Here is a 23,396-nt window from a genome sequence, read left to right on the forward strand (position 1 = left end):
GCGTCACAGCCGTCCCACCACGCAGAGAAGGTAGCGCACCGCGGCGGCGCCCGCAGACCGCCCTCACCCTCCATTCGCCTGCCGTACCGATCGCGGCCGTTTCCGCCGGCCGGTCGCCGTCGGCGTCGACCCGGCCAGGGCCTAGCGTGAGCGGGTGGACGACGACAGGGTGACCCGACGGCGGGTCGGCGACGCGGAGACCCGCCGGGCCAACCGGGGCTGGTGGGACACCGACGCCGACGACTACCAGGCCGAGCACGGCGCCTTCCTCGGCGACACGGACTTCGTCTGGTGCCCGGAGGGCCTGCGCGAGGCCGACGCCCGACTCCTCGGTGACGTCGCCGGCCGCCGGGTGCTGGAGGTGGGCTGCGGCGCCGCGGCCTGCGCCCGCTGGCTGGCCACCCAGGGTGCCCGGCCGGTCGCCTTCGACCTCTCCGCCGGCATGTTGCGGCACGCCGCGCAGGCGGCCGACCGCACCGGGGTACGCGTGCCGCTGGTGCAGGCCGACGCGTTGGCGCTGCCGTTCGCCGACCGGGCGTTCGACATCGCCTGCACCGCCTTCGGCGCGATCCCCTTCGTCGACGACTCGGCCGCGCTGATGGCCGAGGTGCACCGGGTGCTGCGCCCGGGCGGCCGGTGGGTGTTCTCGGTGACGCACCCGATGCGGTGGATCTTCCTGGACGACCCGGGCGAGGGGGGCCTGACCGCCGTGCACTCGTACTTCGACCGCTCCCCCTACGTCGAGCAGGACGACTCGGGCGTGGCCACCTACGTCGAGCAGCACCGCACCCTCGGCGATCGGATCCGCGAGCTGGTCGGCGCCGGGTTCCGGCTGCGGGATCTGGTGGAGCCGGAGTGGCCGGCGGGGCACGAGGGGATCTGGGGGCAGTGGAGCCCGCTGCGCGGGCGGCTCTTCCCCGGCACCGCCATCTTCGTCACCGACAAGCCGGCCGGCTGACCAGGCCGCACGCCTAGGGGCGTCGTTTCGGGGCATCGACGGCGGGTACCCGCCCGGCATGGCCGAGCAGAGGGAATTCCGCGAGGGTGACCACGTCTCCTGGGCCAGTCACAGCGGCCGGGCGTACGGCGTGGTCAAGGAGAAGCTGATCGATCGGACGCACGTACGCGGGCACGCCGTCAACGCGACGGAGGACGACCCGCAGTACCGGATCCGCAACGACGACTCGGGCCGCGACGTGGCCCACCGACCGGAGGCGTTGCGTCATGAGCAGAGGTGACGACGGCCGGGACACGTACCAGGAGTTCACCGAGGCGGTGAACATGAAGCCCCGTGAGATCTCCTCCTGGCTGGAGACCGACGAGTCGAAGCAGGTCGGCTGGCACAAGGGCGGCCGCTCCGGGGGCGGCGAGTCGGTGGGGCACGAATCCGGCCGGAAGATCATCGACCTGTTGCGGCGCAAGCGCGGCGACCTGTCCGAGGGCGACTACAAGCACATGCGCAAGGTGGTCGGCTACGTCCGCCGGCACATGGCCCAGCGCCCCTCCGGCGACGTGCGCGACACCAAGTGGCGCTGGTCCCTGATGAACTGGGGTCACGACCCCCTCAAGGGTCCGCTGCCGCCCCCGGGCGGCCCGTCCCGACGGGCCCTCGAGCGGCACGGCACCCCGCCGAAGGAGCGCCGGGGACCCGGACGCTGACCCGCGCCCGTCCGCCGGCCCGGCGACCGGAGCGGAACTCCGGAGGCCGCGAGGCGCTGCCTCGCGGCCCGGCGGACCCGGCCCGGCCGAGGCCCGGTCAGTGGTCGGCGCTGTTCCAGTCCCGCCCCTCGCCGACCGACACCTCCAGCGGCACCGACAGCGGGTACGCCGCACCCATCTCCCGGCGCACCAGCGCCTCCAGGGTCTCCCGCTCGCCCGGCGCCACCTCGAAGACCAGCTCGTCGTGCACCTGGAGCAGCATCCGCGAGCGCAGCCCGGCGTCGCGCAGCGCGGTGTCGACGTGCAGCATGGCGACCTTGATGATGTCGGCCGCGGAGCCCTGGATCGGGGCGTTGAGCGCCATCCGCTCGGCCATGTCCCGGCGCTGCCGGTTGTCGCTGACCAGGTCGGGGAGGTAACGCCGGCGACCGAGGATGGTGGAGGTGTAGCCGTCCTGCCGGGCCCGGGCCACCACCTCGTGCAGGTAGTCCCGGACCCCGCCGAACCCGGCGAAGTAGTTCTCCATCAGCCCGCGCGCCTCCTCGGCGCTGATCCCGAGCTGCTGGGAGAGACCGAACGCGCTCAGCCCGTACGCCAGGCCGTAGTTCATGGCCTTGATCTTGCGGCGCTGGTCGGGGGTGACCTCACCGACCGGCACGCTGAACACCGACGACGCGGTGGCGGCGTGGAAGTCGTGGCCGGAGTTGAACGCCTCGATCAGCGCGTCGTCCGACGACAGGTGCGCCATGATCCGCATCTCGATCTGGCTGTAGTCGGCGGTGAGCAGGCACTCGTAGCCCTCCCCCACCACGAAGGCCCGGCGGATCCGCCGCCCCTCCTCGGTGCGGATGGGGATGTTCTGCAGGTTGGGCTCGGTGGACGAGAGCCGACCGGTCGCCGCCACCGTCTGGTTGAAGGTGGTGTGGATCCGCCCGTCGTCGGAGACGGACTTGAGCAGGCCGTCCACGGTCGACTTGAGCTTGGCGACGTCCCGGTGGCGCAGCAGGTGCTCCAGCACGGGGTGCGGGTTCTGCGCGTAGAGCCACTGCAGGGCGTCGGCGTCCGTGGTGTAGCCGGTCTTGATCTTCTTGGTCTTGGGCAGGCCCAGCTCGCCGAAGAGGATCTCCTGCAACTGCTTGGGCGAGCCGAGGTTGAACTCCCGGCCCACCGCCTCGTACGCGCCCTGCGCCGCGGCCTTCACCTCGGCGGCGAAGTGCGCCTCCAGTTCCGACAGGTACTGCGTGTCGGCGGCGATGCCGATCCGCTCCATGCCGGCGAGCACCCGCATCAGCGGCAGCTCCACCCCGGCCATCAGCCGGTTGGGCTGCTCACCGTCGCGGGAGAGCTCCGCGTCGATCGCGTCGGCCAGGTCGAGGGTGGCCCGGGCCTGGAGCATCAGGTTCTGCTCGACGACGCCCTCGTCGCCCAGCCCGTCGAGGGTGAGCTGGCCGGTCTCCGGCGCGTCGACCCGCAGCTCGCGGTGCAGGTAGCGCAGCGCCAGGTCGGTCAGGTCGTAGGAACGCTGGTCGGGGCGGGCCAGGTAGGCGGCGATCTGGGTGTCCCGGGCGATGCCCTCCAGCGACCAGCCGTGCGCGGCCAGCGCCAGCACCGCCGGCTTGCTGTCGTGCAGCACCTTGGGGCGCTGCGGGTCGGCCAGCCAGCCGGCGAGCGCCGACTCGTCGCCCGGGTCCAGCCCGGCCGGGTCGAACCAGGCCGCCGCGCCGCCGGCGGTGGCGAGCGCCATGCCGGTGACCGAGGCGGTGTGCCGGCGGTTCGGGCCGGTGTCGAGCTTGACCGCCAGCCCCACCGGGGTGCCGGCCGGGGCGTGCGTGGCCAGCCAGCCGGCCAGCGCGCCCGGCTCGGCCAGCACCTCGCCGGCCAGGTCGAACCCGGCCTCGGCCTCCGGCTCGACGGCCTCCAGGTACTGGTAGAGGCGGTCGCGCAGGATGCGGAACTGGAGGGTGTCGAAGACCTGGTGCACGGCCTCCCGGTCCCAGCCGGTCCAGCGGGCGTCCTCGGGGCGCAGCGGCAGATCGAGGTCGGAGACCAGGCAGTTGATCTCGTAGTTGCGGATCACCCGGGACAGCTGGGCCCGCAGGTTGTCGCCGGCCTTGCCCTTGATCGCGTCGGCGCTGGCGACCACACCGTCGACGCCGCCGTACAGGTTGATCCACTTGGCGGCGGTCTTCGGGCCGACGCCGTCGACGCCGGTGAGGTTGTCGCTGTCCTCGCCGACCAGCGCGGCCAGGTCCCGGTAGCGCTCGGGGCCGACGCCGTACTTCGCCTCGACGGCGGCCGGGTCCATCCGGGCCAGGTCGGAGACGCCCTTGCGCGGGTAGAGCAGGGTGACCCGCTCGCCGACGAGCTGGAGGGCGTCCCGGTCGCCGCTGCTGATCAGCACCTCCATGCCCTGGTCGCGGGCCTGGCAGGCGAGGGTGGCGATGACGTCGTCGGCCTCGAAGCCCTCCTTCTCCACCACCGGGACGCGCAGCGCGTCGAGGACCTCCTTGATCAGGCTGACCTGGCCCTTGAAGTCGGTCGGGGTCTCCTTGCGGCCGGCCTTGTACTCGGCGTACTTCTCGGTGCGGAAGGAGCGGCGGGAGACGTCGAAGGCGACGACGATGTGCGTCGGCTGCTCGTCGCGGAGCACGTTGATCAGCATCGAGGTGAAGCCGTAGACCGCGTTGGTCGGCTGCCCGGTGGTGGTGGAGAAGTTCTCCACCGGCAGGGCGTGGAAGGCCCGGTATGCCATCGAGTGTCCGTCGACGAGGAGCAGGCGCGGGGTCGTAGCTGTCACGGCAGCGACTCTAGTCGCAACGCCCGACATCTCCGGGCGGCGGCACCGCGCTCGGAGGAGGGAAACCGACATCCGGGCAGACGCCGGACGGCCGCCCGCCCCTTGGGGGACGGACGGCCGCCGACGCTACGACGCGGCTCAGGCCACGCCGAGGTACGCCTCCTTGACCGCCGGGTCGGTGAGCAGGTCCTGACCGGACCCCTCCTTCACGATCCGACCGGTCTCCAGCACGTACCCCCGGTGCGCCCGGGAGAGCGCCTGCTGGGCGTTCTGCTCCACCAGCAGGATCGTGGTGCCCTGCTGGTTGATCTCCGTGATGATGTCGAAGATCTGCCGGATGACCATCGGGGCCAGACCCATCGACGGCTCGTCGAGCAGCAGCAGCTTCGGGCGGCTCATCAGCGCCCGGCCGACGGCGAGCATCTGCTGCTCACCGCCGGAGAGCGTGCCGCCGGCCTGCTTGCGGCGCTCGGCCAGCCGCGGGAAGAGGGTCAGCACCCGGTCCAGGTCGGCGGCGATGCCGGCGGAGTCCCGCCGGGTGTACGCCCCCATGTCCAGGTTCTCCATGACGGTCATGCCGGGGAAGATCTGCCGACCCTCGGGCGACTGGCACAGCCCTCGGACGACCCGCAGGTCGGCCCGGAGCTTGCTGATGTCCTCGCCGTTGAAGGTGATCCGGCCACCGGACAGCGCCCGGGTCCCGGAGATGGCCCGCATGGTGGTGGTCTTGCCGGCGCCGTTCGCGCCGATCAGGGCCACCACCTCGCCCTCGTTGACGGTCAGGCTGATGCCGTGCAGGGCCTCGATGCGGCCGTACGCGACGCTAATGTTCTCCAGCTCAAGCAGCGTCATCGGCGGACTCCCCCAGGTATGCGGCGATCACCTTCGGGTCCCGACTGACCTCGGCGGGCGCCCCTTCGGCGATCTTGCGGCCGAACTCCAGCACCACGATCCGGTCGGTGACCCCCATGACCAGGCGCATGTCGTGCTCGATGAGCAGCACGGTCAGCCCCATGTCGCGGATCTTCCGGATCAGGGTGAGCAGTTCCTCCTTCTCCGCCGGGTTGAAGCCGGCGGCCGGCTCGTCCAGGCAGATCAGCTTCGGCTCGGTGGCCAGCGCCCGGGCGATCTCCAGCCGACGCTGGTAGCCGTAGGGCAGGTTGCGGGCCTCGTCGTTGGCCCGGTCGGCGATCCCGACGAAGCGCAGCAGCTCCAGCGCCTTGGCCTCGGCGGCCCGCTCCTCCAGGATGTGCCGGGACAGCCCGAAGGTCTGCGCGCACGACCGGCGCAGCTGCTGCCACGACCGCTTGATGCCATCCGGTGCGGTGACCTGCGGGACCTCGTGCGGCTTCGGCTTGAACCTGGGCAGCCGGAACAGCGCTCCCGGCACGCTGGTCTTGTGCCTGGAGTCGGTCCCGACCATGACGTTCTCCAGCGCGGTCATCTCCGGGAACAGGCGGATGTTCTGGAACGTCCGCGAGATGCCCATCCGGCTGATTTGGTGCGGCTTGCGCCCGGTGACCCGCTCGCCGCGGAACCGGACCGCGCCCGAGGTGGGCTTGTAGACGCCGGTCATCACGTTGAAGCTGGTGGTCTTGCCGGCGCCGTTCGGCCCGATCAGGCCGAGGATCTCGCCCTCGTAGATCTGAAAATCGATCTTGTCGAGGGCGACCACGCCGCCGAAGCGGAGCGTGACGTCGTCGACTTCGAGCAGCACCGTCCGGGGACCCGGCTGGGCCGGGATCTTCGGCGTCGCGGTGCTGGTGGTCTCGTCAGACATGAGCGGGCGCCTCCTCTGCCTCCGCCGCGCGGTCCTTCAGCTCACGGGCCCGTCGCCGGCTGGGGACGAGGCCCTGCGGGCGCAGGATCATCACCAGCACCATGGCCAGGCCGAAGGCCAGCCACCGGTAGTCGGCGATCTCCCGGAACCGCTCCGGGAGGTAGGCCAGCAGCACCGCACCGAGCGAGACCCCGACCATGTTCCCCGAGCCGCCGACCACGACCATGGCGACGAAGAGGATGGAGAGGTTCGCGTTGAACTGGGTCGGGTCGATGAACGCGTTCCGGCTGGCGAAGAGGAACCCGGACAGGCCGCCGAGCGCCGCGCCGATGGCGAACGCCCAGAGCTTGAACTTGAACGGGTAGACCCCCATCACCGCGGCGGCGTCCTCGTCCTCGCGGACGGCCAGCCAGGCGCGGCCGACCCGGCTGCGCTCCAGCCGGCGCACCGCGAAGACCATCAGCAGCACCACGGTGATCGCCAGCCAGTACCACGGCTTCGCGTCGATCAGACCGAAGACCTCGTTCTCCGCCGAGGGCGGACCCTCCGGGCCCGGGATCGCGGAGATGCCCTGCGGGCCGTTGGTCACCCCGTTGGCGTTGCGGGCCACGATCCGGATGATCTCGCCGAAGCCCAGCGTGACGATCGCCAGGTAGTCGCCGCGCAGCCGCAGCGTCGGCCAGCCCAGCAGCACCCCGAAGACCATGGTGAGCACGATCGCCAGCAGCAGGCAGATCGACCAGGTCACCGCCCAGGTCGGCGGCAGGTCGAACTCGCGCTGGATCCACTTCACCACCGGCGAGTTCACCGAGCCGAACAGCGCCACGCTGTACGCGCCGACGGCGAAGAAGCCGATGTAGCCGAGGTCGAGCAGGCCGGCCAGGCCGACCACCACGTTCAAACCGATCGCGACCAGCACGTAGATGGCGCACACGAAGAGCACGCCGGCCCAGTTGTTGCCACCGGCGATCGAGTCGGTGCGCAGCCAGGTCAGGCCGGGGATGCCGAGGTACGGCAGGTAGTAGAGGAACGCCACTAGGGCGACCAGCGCCGCGATCTGCTGCCACTTCGGCAGCGCCCTGAAGCGGTCACCGACGGAGGTCAGCATGCCGACCCGACGGCGGTCTGCGTTCCGGATCTTGTCGATCATGCGCGGGCCCTCCCGAGCGACTCACCCAACAGGCCGGTCGGGCGGAACATCAGCACCACGATGAGGACGATGAACGCGATGACGTCCTCCCAGTTGGAGGCGAAGAGCGTGGCGCCGTAGACCTCGACGATGCCGAGGAACAGACCACCCACCAGCGCGCCCCGCAGGTTGCCGATACCGCCCAGCACCGCGGCCGTGAACGCCTTGAGGCCGAGCACGAAGCCGATGCTGTTCTGGGTGAAGCCGAAACGCATGCTCCACAGCAGCGCGGCCGCGCCGGCCATGATCCCGCCCAGCACGAAGATCAGCATGATCACGCGCTCCTGGTTGACGCCCATCAGCGCGGCCGTCTCCGGGTTCTGCGCCACCGCCCGCACGCCCCGGCCGTAGCGGGTGCGGTTGATGAACCAGTCGAGGAGGGCCATCATCACCACGGCGGAGACGAAGACGATCACCTGGATGTTGGTGATCGACGTGCCGCCGATCTGGAACAGGGTCTCCTGCTTGATGATCGTCGGCATGCCGACGATCTGCCGGGCCCGGCCGAACAGCGACGGCAGCGCGCCGCCCGCGACGTCGGGCAGGAGCAGGCCGAAGACCTCGACCAGCACCAGGGAGAGGCCGATCGCGGTGATCAGGAAGATCAGCGGCGGCGCGTTCTTGCGCCGCAGCGGGCGGTACGCGATCCGCTCGATCGCCAGGGCCGTGCCGCCCGAGGCGACCGCCGCGGCGATCAGGCCGAGCACCAGGAACAGGATGGCCTGGCCGGCCGGCGGGTTATTTTCCACCCCGAAGGCGGTCCACACGCCCAGCACCGCGAAGGTGCCGACCATGAAGACCTCGGAGTGGGCGAAGTTGATCAGTCGCAGTACACCGTAGACGAGGGTGTAGCCCAGGGCGATCAGGGCGTAGATCGCCCCCTTGGACAACCCGTCGACGGTGTGCTGGCCGAGGTGGCCGAAGAGTTCGTCGAAATTCACCGGGGTCTCCTTGCATCGAGTGCGGCCGGGGACGACACCCCGGCCGCACTCCAGTGCCATGACGTCAGCTGAGCTTGAGCTCCTGCAGAGCAGTGATCTCCGTGCCCTTGATCTGGTACGCCCAGATGACGACCTTCGACGGGTCGACATCGCCCTTGTCGTCGAACTTGATGTACTTCGAGACGCCCTGCTTGTCGTAGGACTTCACGTAGGCGAGGATGTCGGCCCGGCTCTTCTTGCCGTCCTTGAACGCGTCCAGGTAGATCTGGGCCGCGTCGAAGCCCTCAGCGCCGTAGGAACCCGGCGCCTGGCCGAACTCCTTCTGGTAGTCGGCGGAGAAGGTGCCGCCGGCCTTGTCGGCCGGGAGGCAGGGGCAGGTGATGATGGCGCCCTCGGCGCCACCCGACGCGCCCTGCGGGAACGCCGGGTCGTACAGACCGTCCGGGCCGACGAACTTGGCCTGGACACCGGCCGCGCGCATCTGCTTGACCAGCGGGGCCGCCTCACGGGTGTAACCGCCGTAGAAGACGAAGTCCGCCTGCGCCGCCTTGATCTTGGAGATCGTCGCGTCGAACTGCGACTGCTTCTCCTGGATCTTGTCGGTGCCGGCCAGCGTCGAGCCGAGGTTCTTGCCCAGCTCGGCGGTGATGCCCGCGCCGTAGGCGCTGCCGTCGTCGATGGCGAAGACCTTGGCCGCGTTCTGCGACTTGAGGTAGGTCGCCACGGCGCCCGCCTGGGTGCCGTCGTTGCCGACCACCCGGTAGAAGGACTTGTTGCCCTTCTGGGTCAGGTCGGTCCGGGTCGCCGACGGGCTCACCATGGCCAGGCCGGCGGCCTGGTAGATCGGCATGGTGGCGTCGGACTCGCCGGAGAAGTGACCACCGATGACACCGAGGAACGAGTTGTCACCGGCGATCTGGTTCGCGAAGGGGGTCGCCACCGCAGGGTCACCCTGGGTGTCGAACTCCTGCATGGTGACCTTGCAGTCCTTGTTCTTCTCGTTGAACTGCTTGACGGCGAGCTTCGCGCCGTTCAGCGACGGCAGGACCAGGCCCGCGTTGTCACCGGTGAACGCGCCGAAGATAGCGATCTTGCCACCGCAGTCGCCGGACGCGGTGCCGCTGCCACCGCCAGAGTCCTGGCAACCCGCGGCGCCGACCATCGCCGCGGCGATTGCGGCGGCCCCCAGCACCCGTACATAGCTACGCCTCACGGCTTCCTGACCTCCTCCAGAAGCAAAAGGCGACTACCCCGAGAAGGCGGCGACAGCACAGCCCGCACCACCACCTACCCGGCAGGGACGCCCCCTGCGTTACGGCTCGTGATGGCGGAGCGTACCCACACTCATACGGCACGGGAAGGGCTTGGGCCGTGGTCTGCAAAACCGTTACGAAGACGTGCGCCATTGCCCCGGAGCCCGTAACAGGCCGATCCCTGACCGGTCCTTAAGCAGGCCGGCTGCGGTCAGCCCGCCACGACGGGCACCACTGCGGACCACGCCATCGACCGGGTGCCGTCGTCAACGAAGATCCACAGCCGCTCCCCCACCGCCGCCAGCGCCACGTCCCGGTCCGCCCCGGCCGGCACCGGACCGGGCAGCTCCACCCGCCGCCACGACCCACCCCGGTCGACGGACGTCCAGACCGAACGGGACTTCCCGTCGGAAACCGCCGCCACCAGCCGCCCACCCGCCGCGACCAGGCCGTCCACCGACGGCACCTGCGACGGCGCCGCCCCGCCGAAGCCGCCGGCCGCCGCCCACCGGTCACCGTCGCGCCGCCAGGCGCCGAACGCCCCGCCGCGCAGCCCGACCGCCACCGCCGCGCCGTCGACCAGGACGACCCGCTGCAACTCCTCGTAACGGTCGGTACCGGGCAGCACCGTCCGCCGCCAGGTGCGGCCGTCCGCCGACGACCAGGCGACCGGGTCGCGGTCGATCCGGCCCGCCGGCAGCACGCCGCCCACCGCCAGCCACCCCCCGGGTACGCCCACCGCGTCGAACGCCCAGCTGACCCCGCGCCCGTCACTGGCCAGCTCCGGCGCCCCCTCCACCAGGGCGAAGTCCGCCGCGTCCGGCGACACCCAGGCCGCCGCGCCGCTGGACCGGTTGCCGACGATCAGCCAACCGGCCGGGCCGCCCGTCAGGCGGGACACGTTCACCGCCTTCGGCCCGCCGTACGTCTCGAACGAGGCGGACACCTCGACCAGCCCACCGTCGGGGCGCTGCCGCCAGGTGCTCACCCGGGGATAGCCGTGCGCGCCGCCGACCTTCGCGCCGATCACCGCCAGCGCACCGTCGCGGCAGCCGGCCGAATAGAGCACGTTCTGCTTGCCGTAGAAGGAATCCGCGGCGATCGGCACGACCGTCCAGTTCGTACCGTCCCGGCTCGACCAGGCGGCCGGGCTGGTGCCGCCGGCGGCGTCCGCGACGCCGCCCACCGCGTACCACCGGCCCGCGCAGGCGGTCGCGTCGCGCAGCAGCGCACGGCCCGGCGGACCCGGCGGCGCCGGCAGGGTCAGCGCCTGCCAGGCCGGGCGGACCGGCTCCTCGGCAGGGCGTGGCGCGGGCGCCGGATCACAGGCGGCCAGCAGCACGGCGAGGACGCCGAGCACCGCGAGCACGCGCCGAGTGGACACGCGTCGATGCTAGCCACCGAAGGTCATTTCCGGGACCCGGCGGGCCGACCAGTGTCAGGCGGTCGGCTGGGCGACCTCGCCGCCGGCGGTCTCCGCGAGGATCCGCTCGGCGACCTCCTTCATGGTCATCCGGTGGTCCATCGCCGTGCGCTGGATCCACTTGAACGCCTGCGGCTCGGTCATCCCGTACGTGGTCATCAGCGCGCCCTTGGCCCGTTCGACCGTCTTGCGGATCTCCAGCCGGTCGGTGAGGCCGGCGACCTCCGACTCCAGGGCGGCGATCTCCGAGTAGCGCGACAGCGCGATCTCCACCGCCGGCACCAGGTCGCTCTTCTGGAAGGGCTTCACCAGGTACGCCATCGCGCCCGCCGCCCGGGCCCGCTCCACCAGGTCGCGCTGGCTGAACGCGGTCAGGATGATCACCGGGGCGATGCGGGCGCCGGCGATCCGCTCGGCGGCGGCCAGCCCGTCCATGATCGGCATCTTGATGTCGAGGATGACCAGGTCCGGCTTGAGCTCCTCGGCCAGCCGGACGGCGGTCTCGCCGTCGCCGGCCTCGCCGACGACCTCGTAGCCCTCCTCGACCAGCATCTCGGCCAGGTCCAGCCGGATGAGCGCCTCGTCCTCGGCGATCAGTACCCGCCTGCGCTCGGCGTCCGTCTGCGTCTCGGCCACGAGCCACTCCCACCAGTCTGTGCTCGACACCCGCGGTGCCGGGTGTCGCCGCCCATAGCGTAATGGGTAACCTGGTGGGGCCGAACTACAGAAGCCCCTGTAGCCCAACCGGCAGAGGCGCGATTCTCAAAAGATCGACAGTGTGGGTTCGAATCCCACCGGGGGCACCGAGATTGTCGTACGGGCGTTCGAAGATGGCCCTGTGCATTCGCTTGAGATCCGCTCCCGCGCCCGTGAGCAGTATCTGGCCGGTAGCACGGTCGCCGAGGTCGCTCGCCGGTTCGGCCTGCCGTATCCGACCGTTCGTCACTGGTGCACAGATCGGCAAGACCCGAAGCGGCACGCCACCCAGGCGCGCTGCTTCCGCTGCCGGGCCGACGTCGACAATCCGACAAAGCCCGCCGCCTACGCGTACCTCCTCGGCCGCTATCTCGGTGATGGCCACCTGGTCACCACAGCCCGTGTGCCGGTGCTGCGGATCTACTGCGCCGATGCCTGGCCAGACCTGATCACGCTCTGCGACAAGGCGATGCGGGAGGTGCTGGCGGGTTCGGTCCAACGGGTGCAGAAGCAGGGTTGTGTCACTGTGCAGAGCTACGGCGTGCACTGGCCATGCCTGTTTCCGCAGCACGGGCCGGGCAAGAAGCACGAACGGCCGATCGCCCTGGCCGACTGGCAGCGCCAGATCGTCGAGGGCCACCCGGGTGACTTCCTGCGGGGCCTCTTCCACTCCGGCGGCTGCCGGGTCAGCAACCGGGTCACCGTCCGCGGCAAGGCCTACGTCTACCCGCGCTACATGTTCACCAACGAGTCCGCCGACATCATGGGTCTCTGCCAGTGGGCCCTCGACCTGCTCGGCATCGCCTGGAGGATGAACCGCCGCAACTCCGTGTCCGTCGCCCGACGGGAGGCGGTCGCGGCCCTCGACCAGCACGTCGGCCCGAAGTCATGAGCCCGACATGACGGCCCCCAGGCGAGGCACCGGCCAGGCGCGACGAGTGCGACAGGAACGGCGAGCGCCGGTCAGATCACCCCGAGCGCCCGCTCCAGGTCGGCCCGCAGGTCCTCCGGGTCCTCCAGCCCGACGGAGATCCGCAGCAGCCCGCCGCACGGCTTGGCCTCCCCCGCCACCGGCCGGTGGGTGAGCGAGGCCGGGTGCTGGATCAGGGTGTCCACCCCGCCGAGCGACACCGCGTGGGTGATCAGTTCGCAGGCGCCGGCGACGGCCGCGGCGGCGGGCGCGCCCCCGCGTACCTCGAAGGCGAGCAGGCTGCCGGTGCCGGCCATCTGGCGGCCGACCAGGCCGACCGGGTCGTGGACCGAGGGGTGGTGCACCCGCACGACGGCCGGGTGGCCGGTGAGCCAGCTGGCGAGCTTCTCCGCGCCGGCCTGCTGGGCGCGGACCCGCAGCGGCAGCGTCTGCAGGCCCCGGTGCAGCAGGTACGCGCCGAGCGGGTGCAGCACGGCTCCGGTGACGGCGCGCACCTGGCGCAGTCGGGCGGCCCAGTCGGCGTCGCAGGCGACGACGCCGGCGAGCACGTCGCCGTGGCCGCCGATGCTCTTGGTGGCGCTGTGCAGGACGAGCGCGGCGCCGTGCCGGGCGGGCTGCTGGAGGACGGGGGTGGCGACGGTGTTGTCGACGAGCAGCGGGACGTCGCCGGCGGCGGTGGCGAGCGCGGCGATGTCGACCAGGTCGAGGGTGGGGTTGGCGGGCGTCTCGACGATCACCAGGGCGGTGTCGGGGCGGACGGCGGCGGCGACCTCGTCCGGGCGGGCCCAGGTGACCTCGGTGCCGAGCAGTCCGGTGGCGAGCACGTGGTCGGTGCCGCCGTAGAGGGGGCGGACGGCGACGATGTGCCGTTTGCCGTCCCCGGTGGCGGCGAGCAGCGCGGCGGTCAGGGCGGCCATGCCGCTGGCGAAGGCGACGGCCGCGGCGGTGCCTTCCAGCTCGGCCAGGGCGGTCTCGAACCGGGCCACGGTGGGGTTCCAGAGCCGTTGGTAGACGGCGCTGGCGCCGGCCGGGAGGGTCCCGCCGGTGGCGAGCAGCTCGTACGCGTCGCCGCCGCCCTCGACCGAGGGCAGCGGGTTGGTGGTGGAGAGGTCGATCGGCGGCACGTGGACGCCGAGGCCTGCGAGATCGTCGCGGCCGGCGTGCACGGCCCGGGTGTCCACGGTCGTCATGCCGGAAGCGTCGAACAATAGACTGTCTCCGGGCAATAGGATCGAAGATGATTCTGTAGAGGTCGCTTTCGTTGTCGCAGCATTCGCGGAAGGATGTTCACATGCCCCCTGCGCCGAATGATGTGCGGCCGTTCGCCGCGCTGGACGACGTCGACCGAGCGATCCTCACCGAGCTGGCCGCCGACGGCCGGCTGCCGAACAACGCCCTCGCCGAGCGGGTGGGGGTGGCCCCCTCGACCTGTCTGACCCGGACCCGGGCGCTGCGCGACTGCGGGGCGATCCGCGGCTTCCACGCCGAGGTGGACCCGGCCGCGGTGGGGTTGCCGTTGCAGGCGCTGGTGTCGGTCCGGCTGACCGCGCACGAGCGGGCCGCGGTGGACGCCTTCCGGGCCCGGTCGGTCCGGCTGCCCGGAGTGGTGTCGGTGTTCCACGTGGCGGGCGCGGAGGACTACGTGCTGCACGTGCGGGCGGCGTCCGGCGACGCGCTGCGCGACTTCGTGCTCGACCACCTGGCGGTGGACCCGGCGGTGCAGCACACCCAGACCAGTCTGATCTTCGAGCAGGCACGCGGCATGGGCTGACCGGCGGGTGCCGACGGAATGGACCGGGTCACCCGTACCCGACGAGGGGAACAAATCCGGCGCGCGGCGGGTTGGCCACAGCCGTGATCGACGTACCGATGTCTGTTCTTGATCTTGCGCCCGTTGCCCGTGGGGCGTCCGCCGGGGAGGCCCTGCGGGCCACCACCGAGCTGGCCCGCCGCACCGAGGAGCTGGGCTACCGCCGGTTCTGGGTGGCCGAGCACCACAACATGCCGGCGATCGCCAGCTCCGCGCCGGCGGTGCTGCTGGCGCACCTGGCGGCGCACACCTCGACGATCCGGCTGGGCTCGGGCGGGGTGATGCTGCCCAACCACGCGCCACTGGTGGTCGCCGAGCAGTTCGGCACCCTGGAGGCGCTGCACCCGGGCCGGATCGACCTGGGCATCGGTCGCGCGCCGGGCACCGACCAGGTGACCGCGCTGGCGCTGCGCCGGACGATGGAGGGGCTGTCGGCGGAGGGCTTCCCCCGCGAGCTGGCGGACCTGATGAACTACTTCAGCGGCGACGAGCCGGGGCAGATCACCGCCAACCCAGGGCTCGGCCAGTCCCCCGCGGTCTGGCTGCTCGGGTCCAGCGGCTTCAGCGCCCAGCTGGCCGGGCTGCTCGGGTTGCCGTTCTCGTTCGCGCACCACTTCAGCGCGCAGAACACCCTGCCCGCGTTGCAGCTGTACCGGCAGAACTTCCGCCCGTCGCGCTGGCTGGAGCAGCCGTACGCGATGGTGGCGGTGAACGTGGTGTGCGCGGAGACCGACGAGCGGGCCGAGTGGCTGGCCGGGCCGAGCGCGCTGTCGTTCCTGAAGCTGCGCTCGGGGCGGCCGGAGCCCCTCGCCACGCCCGAGGAGGCGGCGGCGTACCCGTACAACGAGGTCGAGCGGGAGTTCGTGCGGCAGCGCCGGGACGGGCAGGCGATGGGTTCGCCGGAGACGGTCCGCCGGCAGCTGGGCGACCTGCTGGCGCGCACCGGCGCGGACGAGCTGATGATCACCACGATGGTGTACGACGTGGCTGACCGGGTGCGCTCCTTCGCGCTGGTCGCCGACGAGGTGGCTGGCGGGCTCACGCGGAATGCCTGAAACACGCTCTTCATACCCACGTCACCCCCGCGTCGCGTGCCGCGCCTAACTTGGTGATCGGTGGTGGTACGGCACTCCCGGTCGGGACGGGTCGGGGGTGCTGCGGTGTGGAGCACCGGGTCGCCAGCGGTCGGATTCCGCAGCTGGCGACCCGGTGCCTACCGGGTCGGGGCCTCGGCCTCAGCGCAGGTAGATGTTCGGCGTGGGCGGGGTGCCCATGCCGTCGCCGATGAAGTAGCCGGTGTGCGGCGGCTGGTTGTAGGCGGTGTTCTGCCAGGCCACCGAGACCCGGTACTGCGGGTCGTGCATCAGGGTGGGGATGCGCAGGCCGGTCGGGGTGGGCGTGCTACGACAGCCGGTCGGCCCTTGCCCGCGCCGGATCGGTTTGGTCGACTCGTCGGATGGCTGAGCACATGGACCCGGACGAGTTCCGCCGCGCCGGGTACGCGGTGGTGGACTGGATCGCCGACTACTGGACGATGCTCGGGAAGCGTCCGGTCACCTCGCAGGACCCGCCCGGCACGGTGGCGGCGGCGCTGCCCGCGAGCCCGCCCGAGCACGGCGAGCCGGTCGAGGCCGTGCTCGCCGACCTGGACACCCTGATCACTCCCCGGCTGACCCACTGGCAGCACCCCGGGTTCTTCGGCTACTTCCCGGCCAACACCTCCGGCCCGAGCGTCCTCGGTGACCTGGTCAGCTCCGGGCTCGGCGTGCAGGGCATGCTCTGGGCCACCGGCCCGGCCTGCACGGAGCTGGAGACGGTGATGCTGGACTGGCTCGCCGGGATCATGGACCTGCCGCAACGGTTCCGCTCCACCGGTCCGGGCGGCGGGGTGATCCAGGACTCGGCCTCCTCGGCCACCCTGGTCGCCACCCTCGGGGCGCTGCACCGGGCCAGCGGCGGCCGGTGGCGCGCGGTGGGCATCGACCGCCGGTACCGGGCGTACACCTCCACCCAGGGGCACTCCTCCATCGAGAAGGCGGCGCGGATCGCCGGGCTGGGCGAGGACGGGGTCCGTCCGATCGAGGTGGACCCGGAGACGCTGGCGATGCGCCCGGCGGCGCTGCGGGCAGCGATCGAGGCCGACCGGGCCGCCGGGGACGTACCGGCGATCGTGGTGGCCACCATCGGGACGACCTCCACCACCGCCGTGGACCCGCTGCCGGAGATCGGCGCGATCTGCGCCGAGTACGGCGTCTGGCTGCACGTCGACGCCGCGTACGCGGGGGCGGCGGCGGTCTGCCCGGAGCTGCGCTGGTCGCACGCCGGGCTGGAGCACGCCGATTCGTACTGCTTCGACCCGCACAAGTGGCTGCTCACCGGTTTCGACTGCGACGCGTTCTGGGTGGCCGACCGGGGCGAGCTGATCGAGGCGCTCACGGTCATGCCGGAGTTCCTGCGCAACGCCGCCACGGAGTCTGGAGCGGTGATCGACTACCGGGACTGGCAGGTGCCGCTGGGACGGCGTTTCCGGGCGCTGAAGCTCTGGTTCGTGCTGCGCTGGTACGGCGTCGAGGGGCTGCGCGCGCACATCCGCACGGGCGTCGCGCTGGCCGACCGGTTCGCCCGCCGGGTGGCGGCCGACGACCGGTTCGACCTCGCCGCGCCGCACCCGTTCTCGCTGGTCTGCTTCCGGCTGCGGGCCGGCGACGAGGCGAGCGCCGCGCTGCTGGCGCGGGTCAACGGCACCGGGCGGGTGCACCTGACGCACACCCGGGTCGGCGGGCGGTACACGCTGCGCCTGGCGGTCGGCTCGCCGCTGACCGCCGAGGAGCACGTCGACGAGGCGTGGGAGCTGCTGGCGTCCGCGGCGAGCGACGTGCTCGCCGGCTGACTCCGCCGGCCCGCCGGCACCCGCCGTCGCCACGGCCAGGTCACCGCACGAGCGTGATACCTCAGAGGTATCGAAATACCTCTGAGGTATCACGCTCATCGTCGTGTCGCCCCGCCCAACCTCACACCGCGTCACCGCGCGGACGACAGTGGCGGCCGGGAACTGGGCGGTCGCCCGAGCCTGGCGGCTCACCGGCGACAGGACTCGGGAGGGGCAGGACTCCGGCGGACGGTCGCGGGAGCCCTCCGTTCAACCCGCCGACGTCGCCGACCGCTGCCCACGAGCAGGCGCACCCGGTGGGCGAAGGTCAGCGTGGGCCCGTCAGGAGCCGCGGGCAGGCACGAGGGTGCGGGCTTGCGGCGTACCCGCCGGGGTGGTCAGCGGTCGGCGGCGGCGAGCCGGGGCACGGCCTCGACCGGCGCGGTTACCGCCCGGGCGGTCGGCCCGGTCGCGGGGTGGGTGGTCGCGGACAGCGCCACGTCGACGGTGCTGCGGGCCCGACGGGTACGCCGCAGCGCGCGCACCGCCAGCGCCAGCGCGACCGCCCAGCCGACGGCGAGCAGCGCGTAGACCGCCGGGCGGGCGGCGCCGCCCAGCTCGCCGGCGCGCATCAGGGTGCGGGCGTTGGTCAGCACGATCACGCCGCCGATGGTCGCGCCGAGCAGTTGGGCCGGGACGATGCGCACCAGCCAGGCGGCGACCGGCGCGGCGATCAGGCCGCCGACCAGCAACGCGGCCACGGTGGGCAGCAGGAAGCCCTGGCTGCCCAGGCCGATCAGGAAGCCGATGCTGGCCGCGCCGGCGACCACGAACTCGGCAGTGTCGACGGAGCCGATCACCTTGCGCGGCTCCAGCCGGCCGGAGACCAGCAGCGCGGGCGTGGCCACCGGGCCCCATCCCCCGCCGCCGGTGGCATCGACGAAGCCGGCGACCAGGCCGAGCGGGCCGAGGAACCGGCCGCGCAGCCCACCGGCGCCGGCCCGGGGACGCAGCGGCCGGGAGAAGCGGACCAGCAGGTACGCGCCGAGCGCGAAGAGGATGCCGGCCATCCACGGCGCGGCCGACTTGGTGGAGATGGCGCTGAGGAAGGTGGCCCCGGCGAAGGCGCCGAGCGCGCCCGGGACGGCGATCCGGGCGACCACCCGCCAGTCGACGTTGCCGAAGCGCCAGTGCGCGACGCCGGCGGCGAGCGTGGTGCCGATCTCGGCCAGGTGCACCGAGGCGGAGGCGGCGGCCGGGGCGACGCCGGCGAAGAGCAGCAGGGTGGACGAGGTCAGCCCGTACGCCATGCCGAGCGCCCCGTCGACGAGCTGGGCGGCCAGCCCGACCAGGGCGAGGACCAGAAGCTTGCGCACGGGCGCCCCTCCGAACTTTTCGGCATCTCCTATCGACTTGGTCGACAATGCGGCACGACGGGGGCTGGGTCAAGCCCCCTATCGGTGGGTGGGACGGCACCGGACGGTGCGGCCGGGCTCAGCTCCAGGCGCGGGGGTCGGCGGCCAGCTCGGTGATCCGGCCCGGCAGCTCCCCGGCGGCCACGTCGGCGATGCTCACCTGCTCCAGGATCTCCCGCTCGCTGGCCCGCAGCGCGATCCAGACCTCCTGCAACGCCCGGGCGGCGCCGAGGTAGCCCAGGTCCTCGGGGCGCTGCCCGCGCACGTGGGCCAGCGGACCGTCGATGACCCGGATCACCTCGGCCAGGGAGATCTCCGCGGCCGGCCGGGCCAGCCAGTAGCCGCCCTCGGGCCCGCGCTGGGCGTGCACGATGCCGCCCCGGCGCAGCTGGAGCAGGATGCTCTCCAGGAACTTCGGTGGGATCTCCTGGGCCCGGGCGATCTGCTCGGCGGTGACCGGCCGGGACCGCCCCGCACTAGCGCCGTCGGCGACCGAGGCCAGCTCGGCGGCCGCACGGAGGGCATAGTCGACCCGGGCGGAGAGACGCATGACCGCAAGGTTAGTCGGCAGGTCAGCCGCCCGGCCTGCCGCCCCTCACCCTTTTGATCACTGGCCGACGCGGCGGAGCAGGCCCTCCTGCACGGCGCTGGCGATGTGCCGGCCGTCGGTGGTGAACATCCGGCCGGTGGCCAGGCCACGGGCGCCGGAGGCCGACGGGCTCCAGCAGTCGTAGAGGAACCACTCGTCGGCCCGGAACGACCGGTGGAACCACAGCGCGTGGTCGAGGCTCGCCCCGACCACACCGCCCGGGCCCCACACCTCGCCGTGCACCGAGAGCACCGAGTCCAGCAGGGTCAGGTCGGAGGCGTACGTCAGGGCGCACGCGTGCAGCAGCGGGTCGTCCGGCAGCTTGCCGTCGATGCGCATCCAGACCCGCTGGTACGGGTCGGCGGGGCGGTCGCCGGGGCGTACCCAGCCGGGCTCGCCGACGTAGCGCACGTCTATCGGGCGCGGGATCTGCCCCCAGATGCCGAGCCGCTCCGGGTAGCGGGAGAGCCGGTCGGTCATGGTGGGCACGTCGTCCGGCCCGGGCACGTCCGGCGGGGTGGGAGCCTGGTGGTCCAGGCCCTCCTCCTGCCGCTGGAAGGAGGCCGACATGAAGAAGATCGGCTTGCCGTGCTGGAGGGCGACCGAGCGGCGCACCGAGAACGACCGGCCGTCGCGGACGTTCTCCACCTGGTACTCGATCGGCTCCACCGGGTCGCCGGGGCGCACGAAGTAGCCGTGCAGCGAGTGCACGAAGCGCTCCGGGTCGACGGTACGGCCGGCGGCCACCAGGGCCTGGCCGGCGACCTGCCCGCCGTACACCCGCTGCGGGCCGACCGGCGGGCTCATCCCCCGGAAGGTCATCTCGCCGGTGTTGTCGAGGTCGAGGACCTCCAGCAACTGGTCGACCGCGGCCTGCCCGGCCACCTGGCGCTCGGTCACTGCAGGGCCCGCGCGGACGCCGCGTCGACCAGCGAGCCGAGCTGGTGCACCCGCAGGGTGTTGGTGGAGCCGGGGGTGCCGGGCGGGCTGCCCGCCACGATCACCACGTAGTCGCCGGGGTTGGCCCGGTTGAGGCCGAGCAGCGCCTGGTCGACCTGGCGGAACATGTCGTCGGTGTGCTCGACGAACGGCATCAGGAAGGTCTCCACGCCCCAGCAGAGCGCGAGCTGGTTGCGCACCTCGGGCACCGGCGTGAAGGCCAGCAGCGGCAGGTCGCAGTGCAGCCGGGAGAGCCGCTTGACGGTGTCGCCGGTCTGCGAGAAGGCGACCAGCGCCTTGGCGCCGATGGCCCGGGCGATCGAGGAGGCCGCGACGGTGAGCGCGCCGCCGTGCGTGCGCGGGTCGTGCTGGAGCCGGGGCACGCCGATCGAGCCGGACTCGGTGGTGGTGACGATCTTCGCCATGGTGCTGACGGTGAGCACCGGGTACTTGCCGACGCTGGTCTCGCCGGAGAGCATCACCGCGTCCGCGCCGTCGAGCACCGCGTTGGCGACGTCGGAGGCCTCGGCGCGGGTCGGGCGGGAATTCTCGATCATGGAGTCGAGCATCTGGGTGGCCACGATGACCGGCTTGGCGTTCTCCCGGCAGAGCTGCACGGCGCGCTTCTGCACCAGCGGCACCTGGTCCAGCGGGAGCTCGACGCCCAGGTCGCCGCGGGCGACCATGACCCCGTCGAAGGCCAGCACGATCGCCTCGAGGTGGTCCACCGCCTCGGGCTTCTCGACCTTGGCCAGCACCGGGCGGTGCACGCCCTCCTCGGCCATGATCGCGTGCACGAGCTTGATGTCGTCGGCCGAGCGGACGAAGGAGAGCGCGATCATGTCGACCCCCAGGCCGAGGGCGAAGCGCAGGTCTTCCGCGTCCTTCTCGGACAGGGCCGGGACGCTGACCGCCACGTTGGGCAGCGAGACGCCCTTGTTGTTGGAGACCGGGCCGCCCTCGGTGACCAGGACGCGGATGTCGTTGCCGGTGACGTCGCTGACCTCGACGGCGACCCGGCCGTCGTCGATCAGCAGCCGGTCGCCCGGCTTCACCTCCTGCGGCAGCTTGCGGTAGGTGCAGGAGACCCGCTCCTTGGTGCCCACGATGTCGTCGCCGGTGATCACGACGGAGTCGCCGGTGCGCCACTCGTGCGGGCCGTCGGCGAACCGGCCGAGGCGGATCTTCGGGCCCTGGAGGTCGGCCAGGACGGCGACCGGGTGCCCGGCGGCGTCGGCCGCCTCCCGCACCAGCCGGTACACCGACTCGTGGTCGGCGTGACTGCCGTGGCTGAAGTTCAGCCTGGCCACGTTCATGCCCGCCTCGACGAGCCCCCGGATCCGCTCCGGGGACGAGGTGGCAGGGCCAAGAGTGCAGACGATCTTCGCGCGGCGTGTCACGCCCATCAGGCTAGTCTCTCCTCCGGGTCGGCCGGGCCGACCCCTTTCGGACTGCGGAACAGTTGTCCACCGACGCGACCGCAAAGGGCGCGTGGCCGGCGGGCGCGGAGCCGCACCGGGGGACGTCGTGAGTGGCGGGCATCGGCGACCGCGCGCCGGGAATCGTACCGCCCGCCCGCATCCGCCGACGGGGCCGCTCCCACGCCCGCGCCGCGCGCCCACCCCGGCGCCACTCACCCACCGCCGGTGGTCGCCGGCAGCGTGGGTACGGCGGAGAAGACCCCCGTCGGGTCGTACCGGTGCTTGGCCCGGCGCAGCCGGGCCCAGTTGTCGCCGTACGCCAGCCGGACCCGGTCGGTCTCCTCGGGCGCGAGCAGGTTCGGGTAGCCGCCGGGCAGCGCGAGCCGGGCGAGCGCGGCGCTGGTGCGCTCGGCCCAGTCGCGGTGCGCCCCCGGCTCGTCGCCCGGCGCCCAGACCGCGATCACCTCGGCCAGCAGGTGGTCGGCGCGCAGCCCGAACGCGGTGTCGCCGGCGCCCACCCGGCTCGCCGCGCCGTGGAAGTGGTGCAGCGCGATCGCCGAGTACGGCGAGCCGACCTCGCGGGCGGCGTCGACCAGCACCGACACCGCGTCGGCGGTGAGCCGGGGCAGCCACCGGGTACGCAGCAGGTAGTGGTTGCCGTCGACCATTCCGCCGTCGAACATCCGCAGCACGTCCTCGTACGGCAGCGGCGCCACCTGGTCGACCAGCGGGGTGCCCAGCGCCCGGACCCGCGCGACGTGGCGCTGCCCGGCGGCGAGGTCGTCCCCGCTGTACACGGGGCAGACGAAGACCAGCGGCTCCCCCGCCGGTCCGGGCAGGAAGCCGGCCATCACGGTCAGCTCGTCCGGCGCGTCGGCGAGCAGGTCACGGTAGCCGAGCAGCACGTCGACGGCCTCGTCCAGGGCGAACATGACCATCCCGGCGAGGGCCGCGGGCAGCCGGTGCGCCCGGTAGGTCAGCCGGGTCACCACCCCGAAGTTGCCCCCGCCACCGCGCAGCGCCCAGAACAGCTCGGCGTCGTGCTCCGGGTCGGCGGTGACCCGGCGCCCGTCGGCGAGCACCACCTCGGCGGCGAGCAGGTTGTCCAACGCCAGCCCGTGCCGGCCGCAGAGCGGGCCGTACCCGCCGGCGAGGGTGAGCCCGGCCATGCCCACCGCCCGGACCACGCCGGTGGCCACCACCAGGTCGTACGGGCGCAGCGCCGCGACCACGTCCGCGGCGGTGGCGCCGCCGGCGACGGTGACCGTCGCGGTGGCCGGATCCACCTGGACGTCGCGCATCCCGGTCAGGTCGAGCACCAGGCCGCCGTCGCGCAGCGCCCGACCGGCCCAGTCGTGCCCGCCGGCGCGGACGGACAGCGGCACCCGGCACCGCCGGGCGATCCGGAGCACCCCGGCGACCTCGTCGGCGTCGCGGCAGCGGGCGACCAGCGCGGGCGCGCGGTCGACGGCGCCGTTCCAGACCCGGGTCGCGGCGGGGTAGTCGGCGTCGGCGGGCCCGAGCAACCGGTCGCCGAGCAGCTCACGCAGGTCGGCGGCGGCGCGGGGAAGGTCGGGGGTGGCGGCGGAGGTCATCGGGGCTCCTCGCCCCGGCCCGGCGGCGCCCGGCGCGCCCGCCCCGGACAGGGACCTCCCAGTGGACACCCGCGCGGCGGCCCGCGCCG

At 72.6% G+C, this 23,396-nt stretch carries 22 protein-coding genes and 1 tRNA gene; 8 read left to right on the plus strand and 15 right to left on the minus strand.

What is annotated here, in order from left to right; all coding sequences use genetic code 11:
- Positions 1 to 154: 154 nt before the first annotated feature.
- The 3 genes from FHX75_RS29160 to FHX75_RS29170 are packed head-to-tail and all read left to right on the plus strand — an operon-like array spanning position 155 to position 1,659.
- Complete coding sequence (locus tag FHX75_RS29160; protein WP_154943715.1) at positions 155 to 958, plus strand: class I SAM-dependent methyltransferase; 804 nt, start codon at positions 155 to 157, stop codon at positions 956 to 958.
- Between the two features lie 58 nt (positions 959 to 1,016).
- Positions 1,017 to 1,238, plus strand: a complete 222-nt coding sequence (locus tag FHX75_RS29165) for a hypervirulence associated TUDOR domain-containing protein (protein WP_154943717.1) — start codon at positions 1,017 to 1,019, stop codon at positions 1,236 to 1,238.
- Positions 1,225 to 1,659, plus strand: a complete 435-nt coding sequence (locus tag FHX75_RS29170; RefSeq protein ID WP_154943719.1) for a DUF3140 domain-containing protein — start codon at positions 1,225 to 1,227, stop codon at positions 1,657 to 1,659. Before FHX75_RS29165 ends, FHX75_RS29170 begins: the two co-directional genes overlap by 14 nt.
- Positions 1,660 to 1,756: 97 nt before the next feature.
- On the opposite strand, the gene polA is transcribed toward FHX75_RS29170, so the two are convergent.
- The 8 genes from polA to FHX75_RS29210 form a co-directional block, all read right to left on the minus strand.
- Positions 1,757 to 4,456 carry a DNA polymerase I gene (gene polA, locus FHX75_RS29175; RefSeq protein ID WP_154943721.1) on the minus strand — a complete coding sequence of 900 codons (2,700 nt, stop codon included), beginning with the start codon at positions 4,454 to 4,456 and terminating at the stop codon, positions 1,757 to 1,759.
- Between the two features lie 138 nt (positions 4,457 to 4,594).
- On the minus strand, positions 4,595 to 5,308 hold the full coding sequence (locus FHX75_RS29180; RefSeq protein WP_154943723.1) for an ABC transporter ATP-binding protein: 714 nt from the start codon (positions 5,306 to 5,308) through the stop codon (positions 4,595 to 4,597).
- Positions 5,295 to 6,236 carry an ABC transporter ATP-binding protein gene (locus FHX75_RS29185; protein ID WP_154943725.1) on the minus strand — a complete coding sequence of 314 codons (942 nt, stop codon included), beginning with the start codon at positions 6,234 to 6,236 and terminating at the stop codon, positions 5,295 to 5,297. Before FHX75_RS29185 ends, FHX75_RS29180 begins: the two co-directional genes overlap by 14 nt.
- Positions 6,229 to 7,386, minus strand: coding sequence for a branched-chain amino acid ABC transporter permease (locus FHX75_RS29190; protein WP_154943727.1), 1,158 nt, complete (start codon positions 7,384 to 7,386; stop codon positions 6,229 to 6,231). Before FHX75_RS29190 ends, FHX75_RS29185 begins: the two co-directional genes overlap by 8 nt.
- Positions 7,383 to 8,366 carry a branched-chain amino acid ABC transporter permease gene (locus FHX75_RS29195; protein ID WP_154943729.1) on the minus strand — a complete coding sequence of 328 codons (984 nt, stop codon included), beginning with the start codon at positions 8,364 to 8,366 and terminating at the stop codon, positions 7,383 to 7,385. Before FHX75_RS29195 ends, FHX75_RS29190 begins: the two co-directional genes overlap by 4 nt.
- Positions 8,367 to 8,430: 64 nt before the next feature.
- Positions 8,431 to 9,579, minus strand: a complete 1,149-nt coding sequence (locus FHX75_RS29200) for a branched-chain amino acid ABC transporter substrate-binding protein (RefSeq protein ID WP_154943731.1) — start codon at positions 9,577 to 9,579, stop codon at positions 8,431 to 8,433.
- A gap of 251 nt (positions 9,580 to 9,830) precedes the next feature.
- Positions 9,831 to 11,003 (minus strand): hypothetical protein, encoded by a 1,173-nt coding sequence (locus FHX75_RS29205; protein WP_154943733.1) that lies wholly within the window; start codon positions 11,001 to 11,003, stop codon positions 9,831 to 9,833.
- 54 nt (positions 11,004 to 11,057) lie between these two features.
- Entirely contained in the window at positions 11,058 to 11,678 is a 621-nt protein-coding gene (locus FHX75_RS29210) for an ANTAR domain-containing response regulator (RefSeq protein ID WP_154943735.1), read from the minus strand.
- A 93-nt stretch (positions 11,679 to 11,771) separates the two neighbouring features.
- On the opposite strand from FHX75_RS29210, the gene FHX75_RS29215 reads away from it, so the two are divergent.
- A tRNA-Leu gene (locus tag FHX75_RS29215) sits at positions 11,772 to 11,845 on the plus strand.
- Entirely contained in the window at positions 11,821 to 12,630 is an 810-nt protein-coding gene (locus tag FHX75_RS29220) for a transcriptional regulator (RefSeq protein ID WP_246158810.1), read from the plus strand. The genes FHX75_RS29215 and FHX75_RS29220 overlap by 25 nt, the downstream gene beginning before the upstream one ends.
- A gap of 71 nt (positions 12,631 to 12,701) precedes the next feature.
- Here the strand turns inward: FHX75_RS29220 and FHX75_RS29225 are convergent, their stop codons facing one another.
- Positions 12,702 to 13,877, minus strand: coding sequence for a trans-sulfuration enzyme family protein (locus FHX75_RS29225; RefSeq protein ID WP_154943737.1), 1,176 nt, complete (start codon positions 13,875 to 13,877; stop codon positions 12,702 to 12,704).
- Positions 13,878 to 13,960: 83 nt separating this feature from the next.
- Between FHX75_RS29225 and FHX75_RS29230 the strand changes: the two genes are divergently transcribed.
- Positions 13,961 to 14,440 carry an Lrp/AsnC family transcriptional regulator gene (locus tag FHX75_RS29230; RefSeq protein WP_088961197.1) on the plus strand — a complete coding sequence of 160 codons (480 nt, stop codon included), beginning with the start codon at positions 13,961 to 13,963 and terminating at the stop codon, positions 14,438 to 14,440.
- 98 nt (positions 14,441 to 14,538) lie between these two features.
- Positions 14,539 to 15,534, plus strand: a complete 996-nt coding sequence (locus FHX75_RS29235; protein ID WP_211364637.1) for an LLM class flavin-dependent oxidoreductase — start codon at positions 14,539 to 14,541, stop codon at positions 15,532 to 15,534.
- 180 nt (positions 15,535 to 15,714) lie between these two features.
- Here FHX75_RS29235 and FHX75_RS32065 read toward each other — a convergent pair whose 3' ends face one another.
- Entirely contained in the window at positions 15,715 to 15,915 is a 201-nt protein-coding gene (locus FHX75_RS32065) for a rhamnogalacturonan lyase family protein (RefSeq protein ID WP_425463546.1), read from the minus strand.
- Between the two features lie 20 nt (positions 15,916 to 15,935).
- Between FHX75_RS32065 and FHX75_RS29240 the strand changes: the two genes are divergently transcribed.
- Positions 15,936 to 17,369, plus strand: a complete 1,434-nt coding sequence (locus FHX75_RS29240) for a pyridoxal-dependent decarboxylase (RefSeq protein WP_246158813.1) — start codon at positions 15,936 to 15,938, stop codon at positions 17,367 to 17,369.
- Between the two features lie 377 nt (positions 17,370 to 17,746).
- Here FHX75_RS29240 and FHX75_RS29245 read toward each other — a convergent pair whose 3' ends face one another.
- The 5 genes from FHX75_RS29245 to FHX75_RS29265 all read right to left on the minus strand — a co-directional run bounded on the left by FHX75_RS29245 (position 17,747) and on the right by FHX75_RS29265 (position 23,307).
- Positions 17,747 to 18,724, minus strand: coding sequence for a sulfite exporter TauE/SafE family protein (locus FHX75_RS29245; protein WP_154943741.1), 978 nt, complete (start codon positions 18,722 to 18,724; stop codon positions 17,747 to 17,749).
- A gap of 118 nt (positions 18,725 to 18,842) precedes the next feature.
- A complete protein-coding gene (locus FHX75_RS29250) occupies positions 18,843 to 19,313 on the minus strand; it encodes an RrF2 family transcriptional regulator (RefSeq protein ID WP_154943743.1) in 471 nt (156 codons plus the stop codon).
- Between the two features lie 57 nt (positions 19,314 to 19,370).
- On the minus strand, positions 19,371 to 20,252 hold the full coding sequence (locus tag FHX75_RS29255) for an acyl-CoA thioesterase (protein WP_154943745.1): 882 nt from the start codon (positions 20,250 to 20,252) through the stop codon (positions 19,371 to 19,373).
- Positions 20,249 to 21,697, minus strand: a complete 1,449-nt coding sequence (gene pyk, locus FHX75_RS29260; RefSeq protein WP_154943747.1) for a pyruvate kinase — start codon at positions 21,695 to 21,697, stop codon at positions 20,249 to 20,251. The genes FHX75_RS29255 and pyk overlap by 4 nt, the downstream gene beginning before the upstream one ends.
- 227 nt (positions 21,698 to 21,924) lie before the next feature.
- Positions 21,925 to 23,307, minus strand: coding sequence for an FAD-binding oxidoreductase (locus FHX75_RS29265; RefSeq protein WP_154943749.1), 1,383 nt, complete (start codon positions 23,305 to 23,307; stop codon positions 21,925 to 21,927).
- Positions 23,308 to 23,396: the final 89 nt, after the last annotated feature.

Origin of the sequence: Micromonospora palomenae (assembly GCF_007829925.1) — a bacterium.
GTDB classification, from domain to species: Bacteria; Actinomycetota; Actinomycetes; order Mycobacteriales; family Micromonosporaceae; genus Micromonospora; species Micromonospora purpureochromogenes.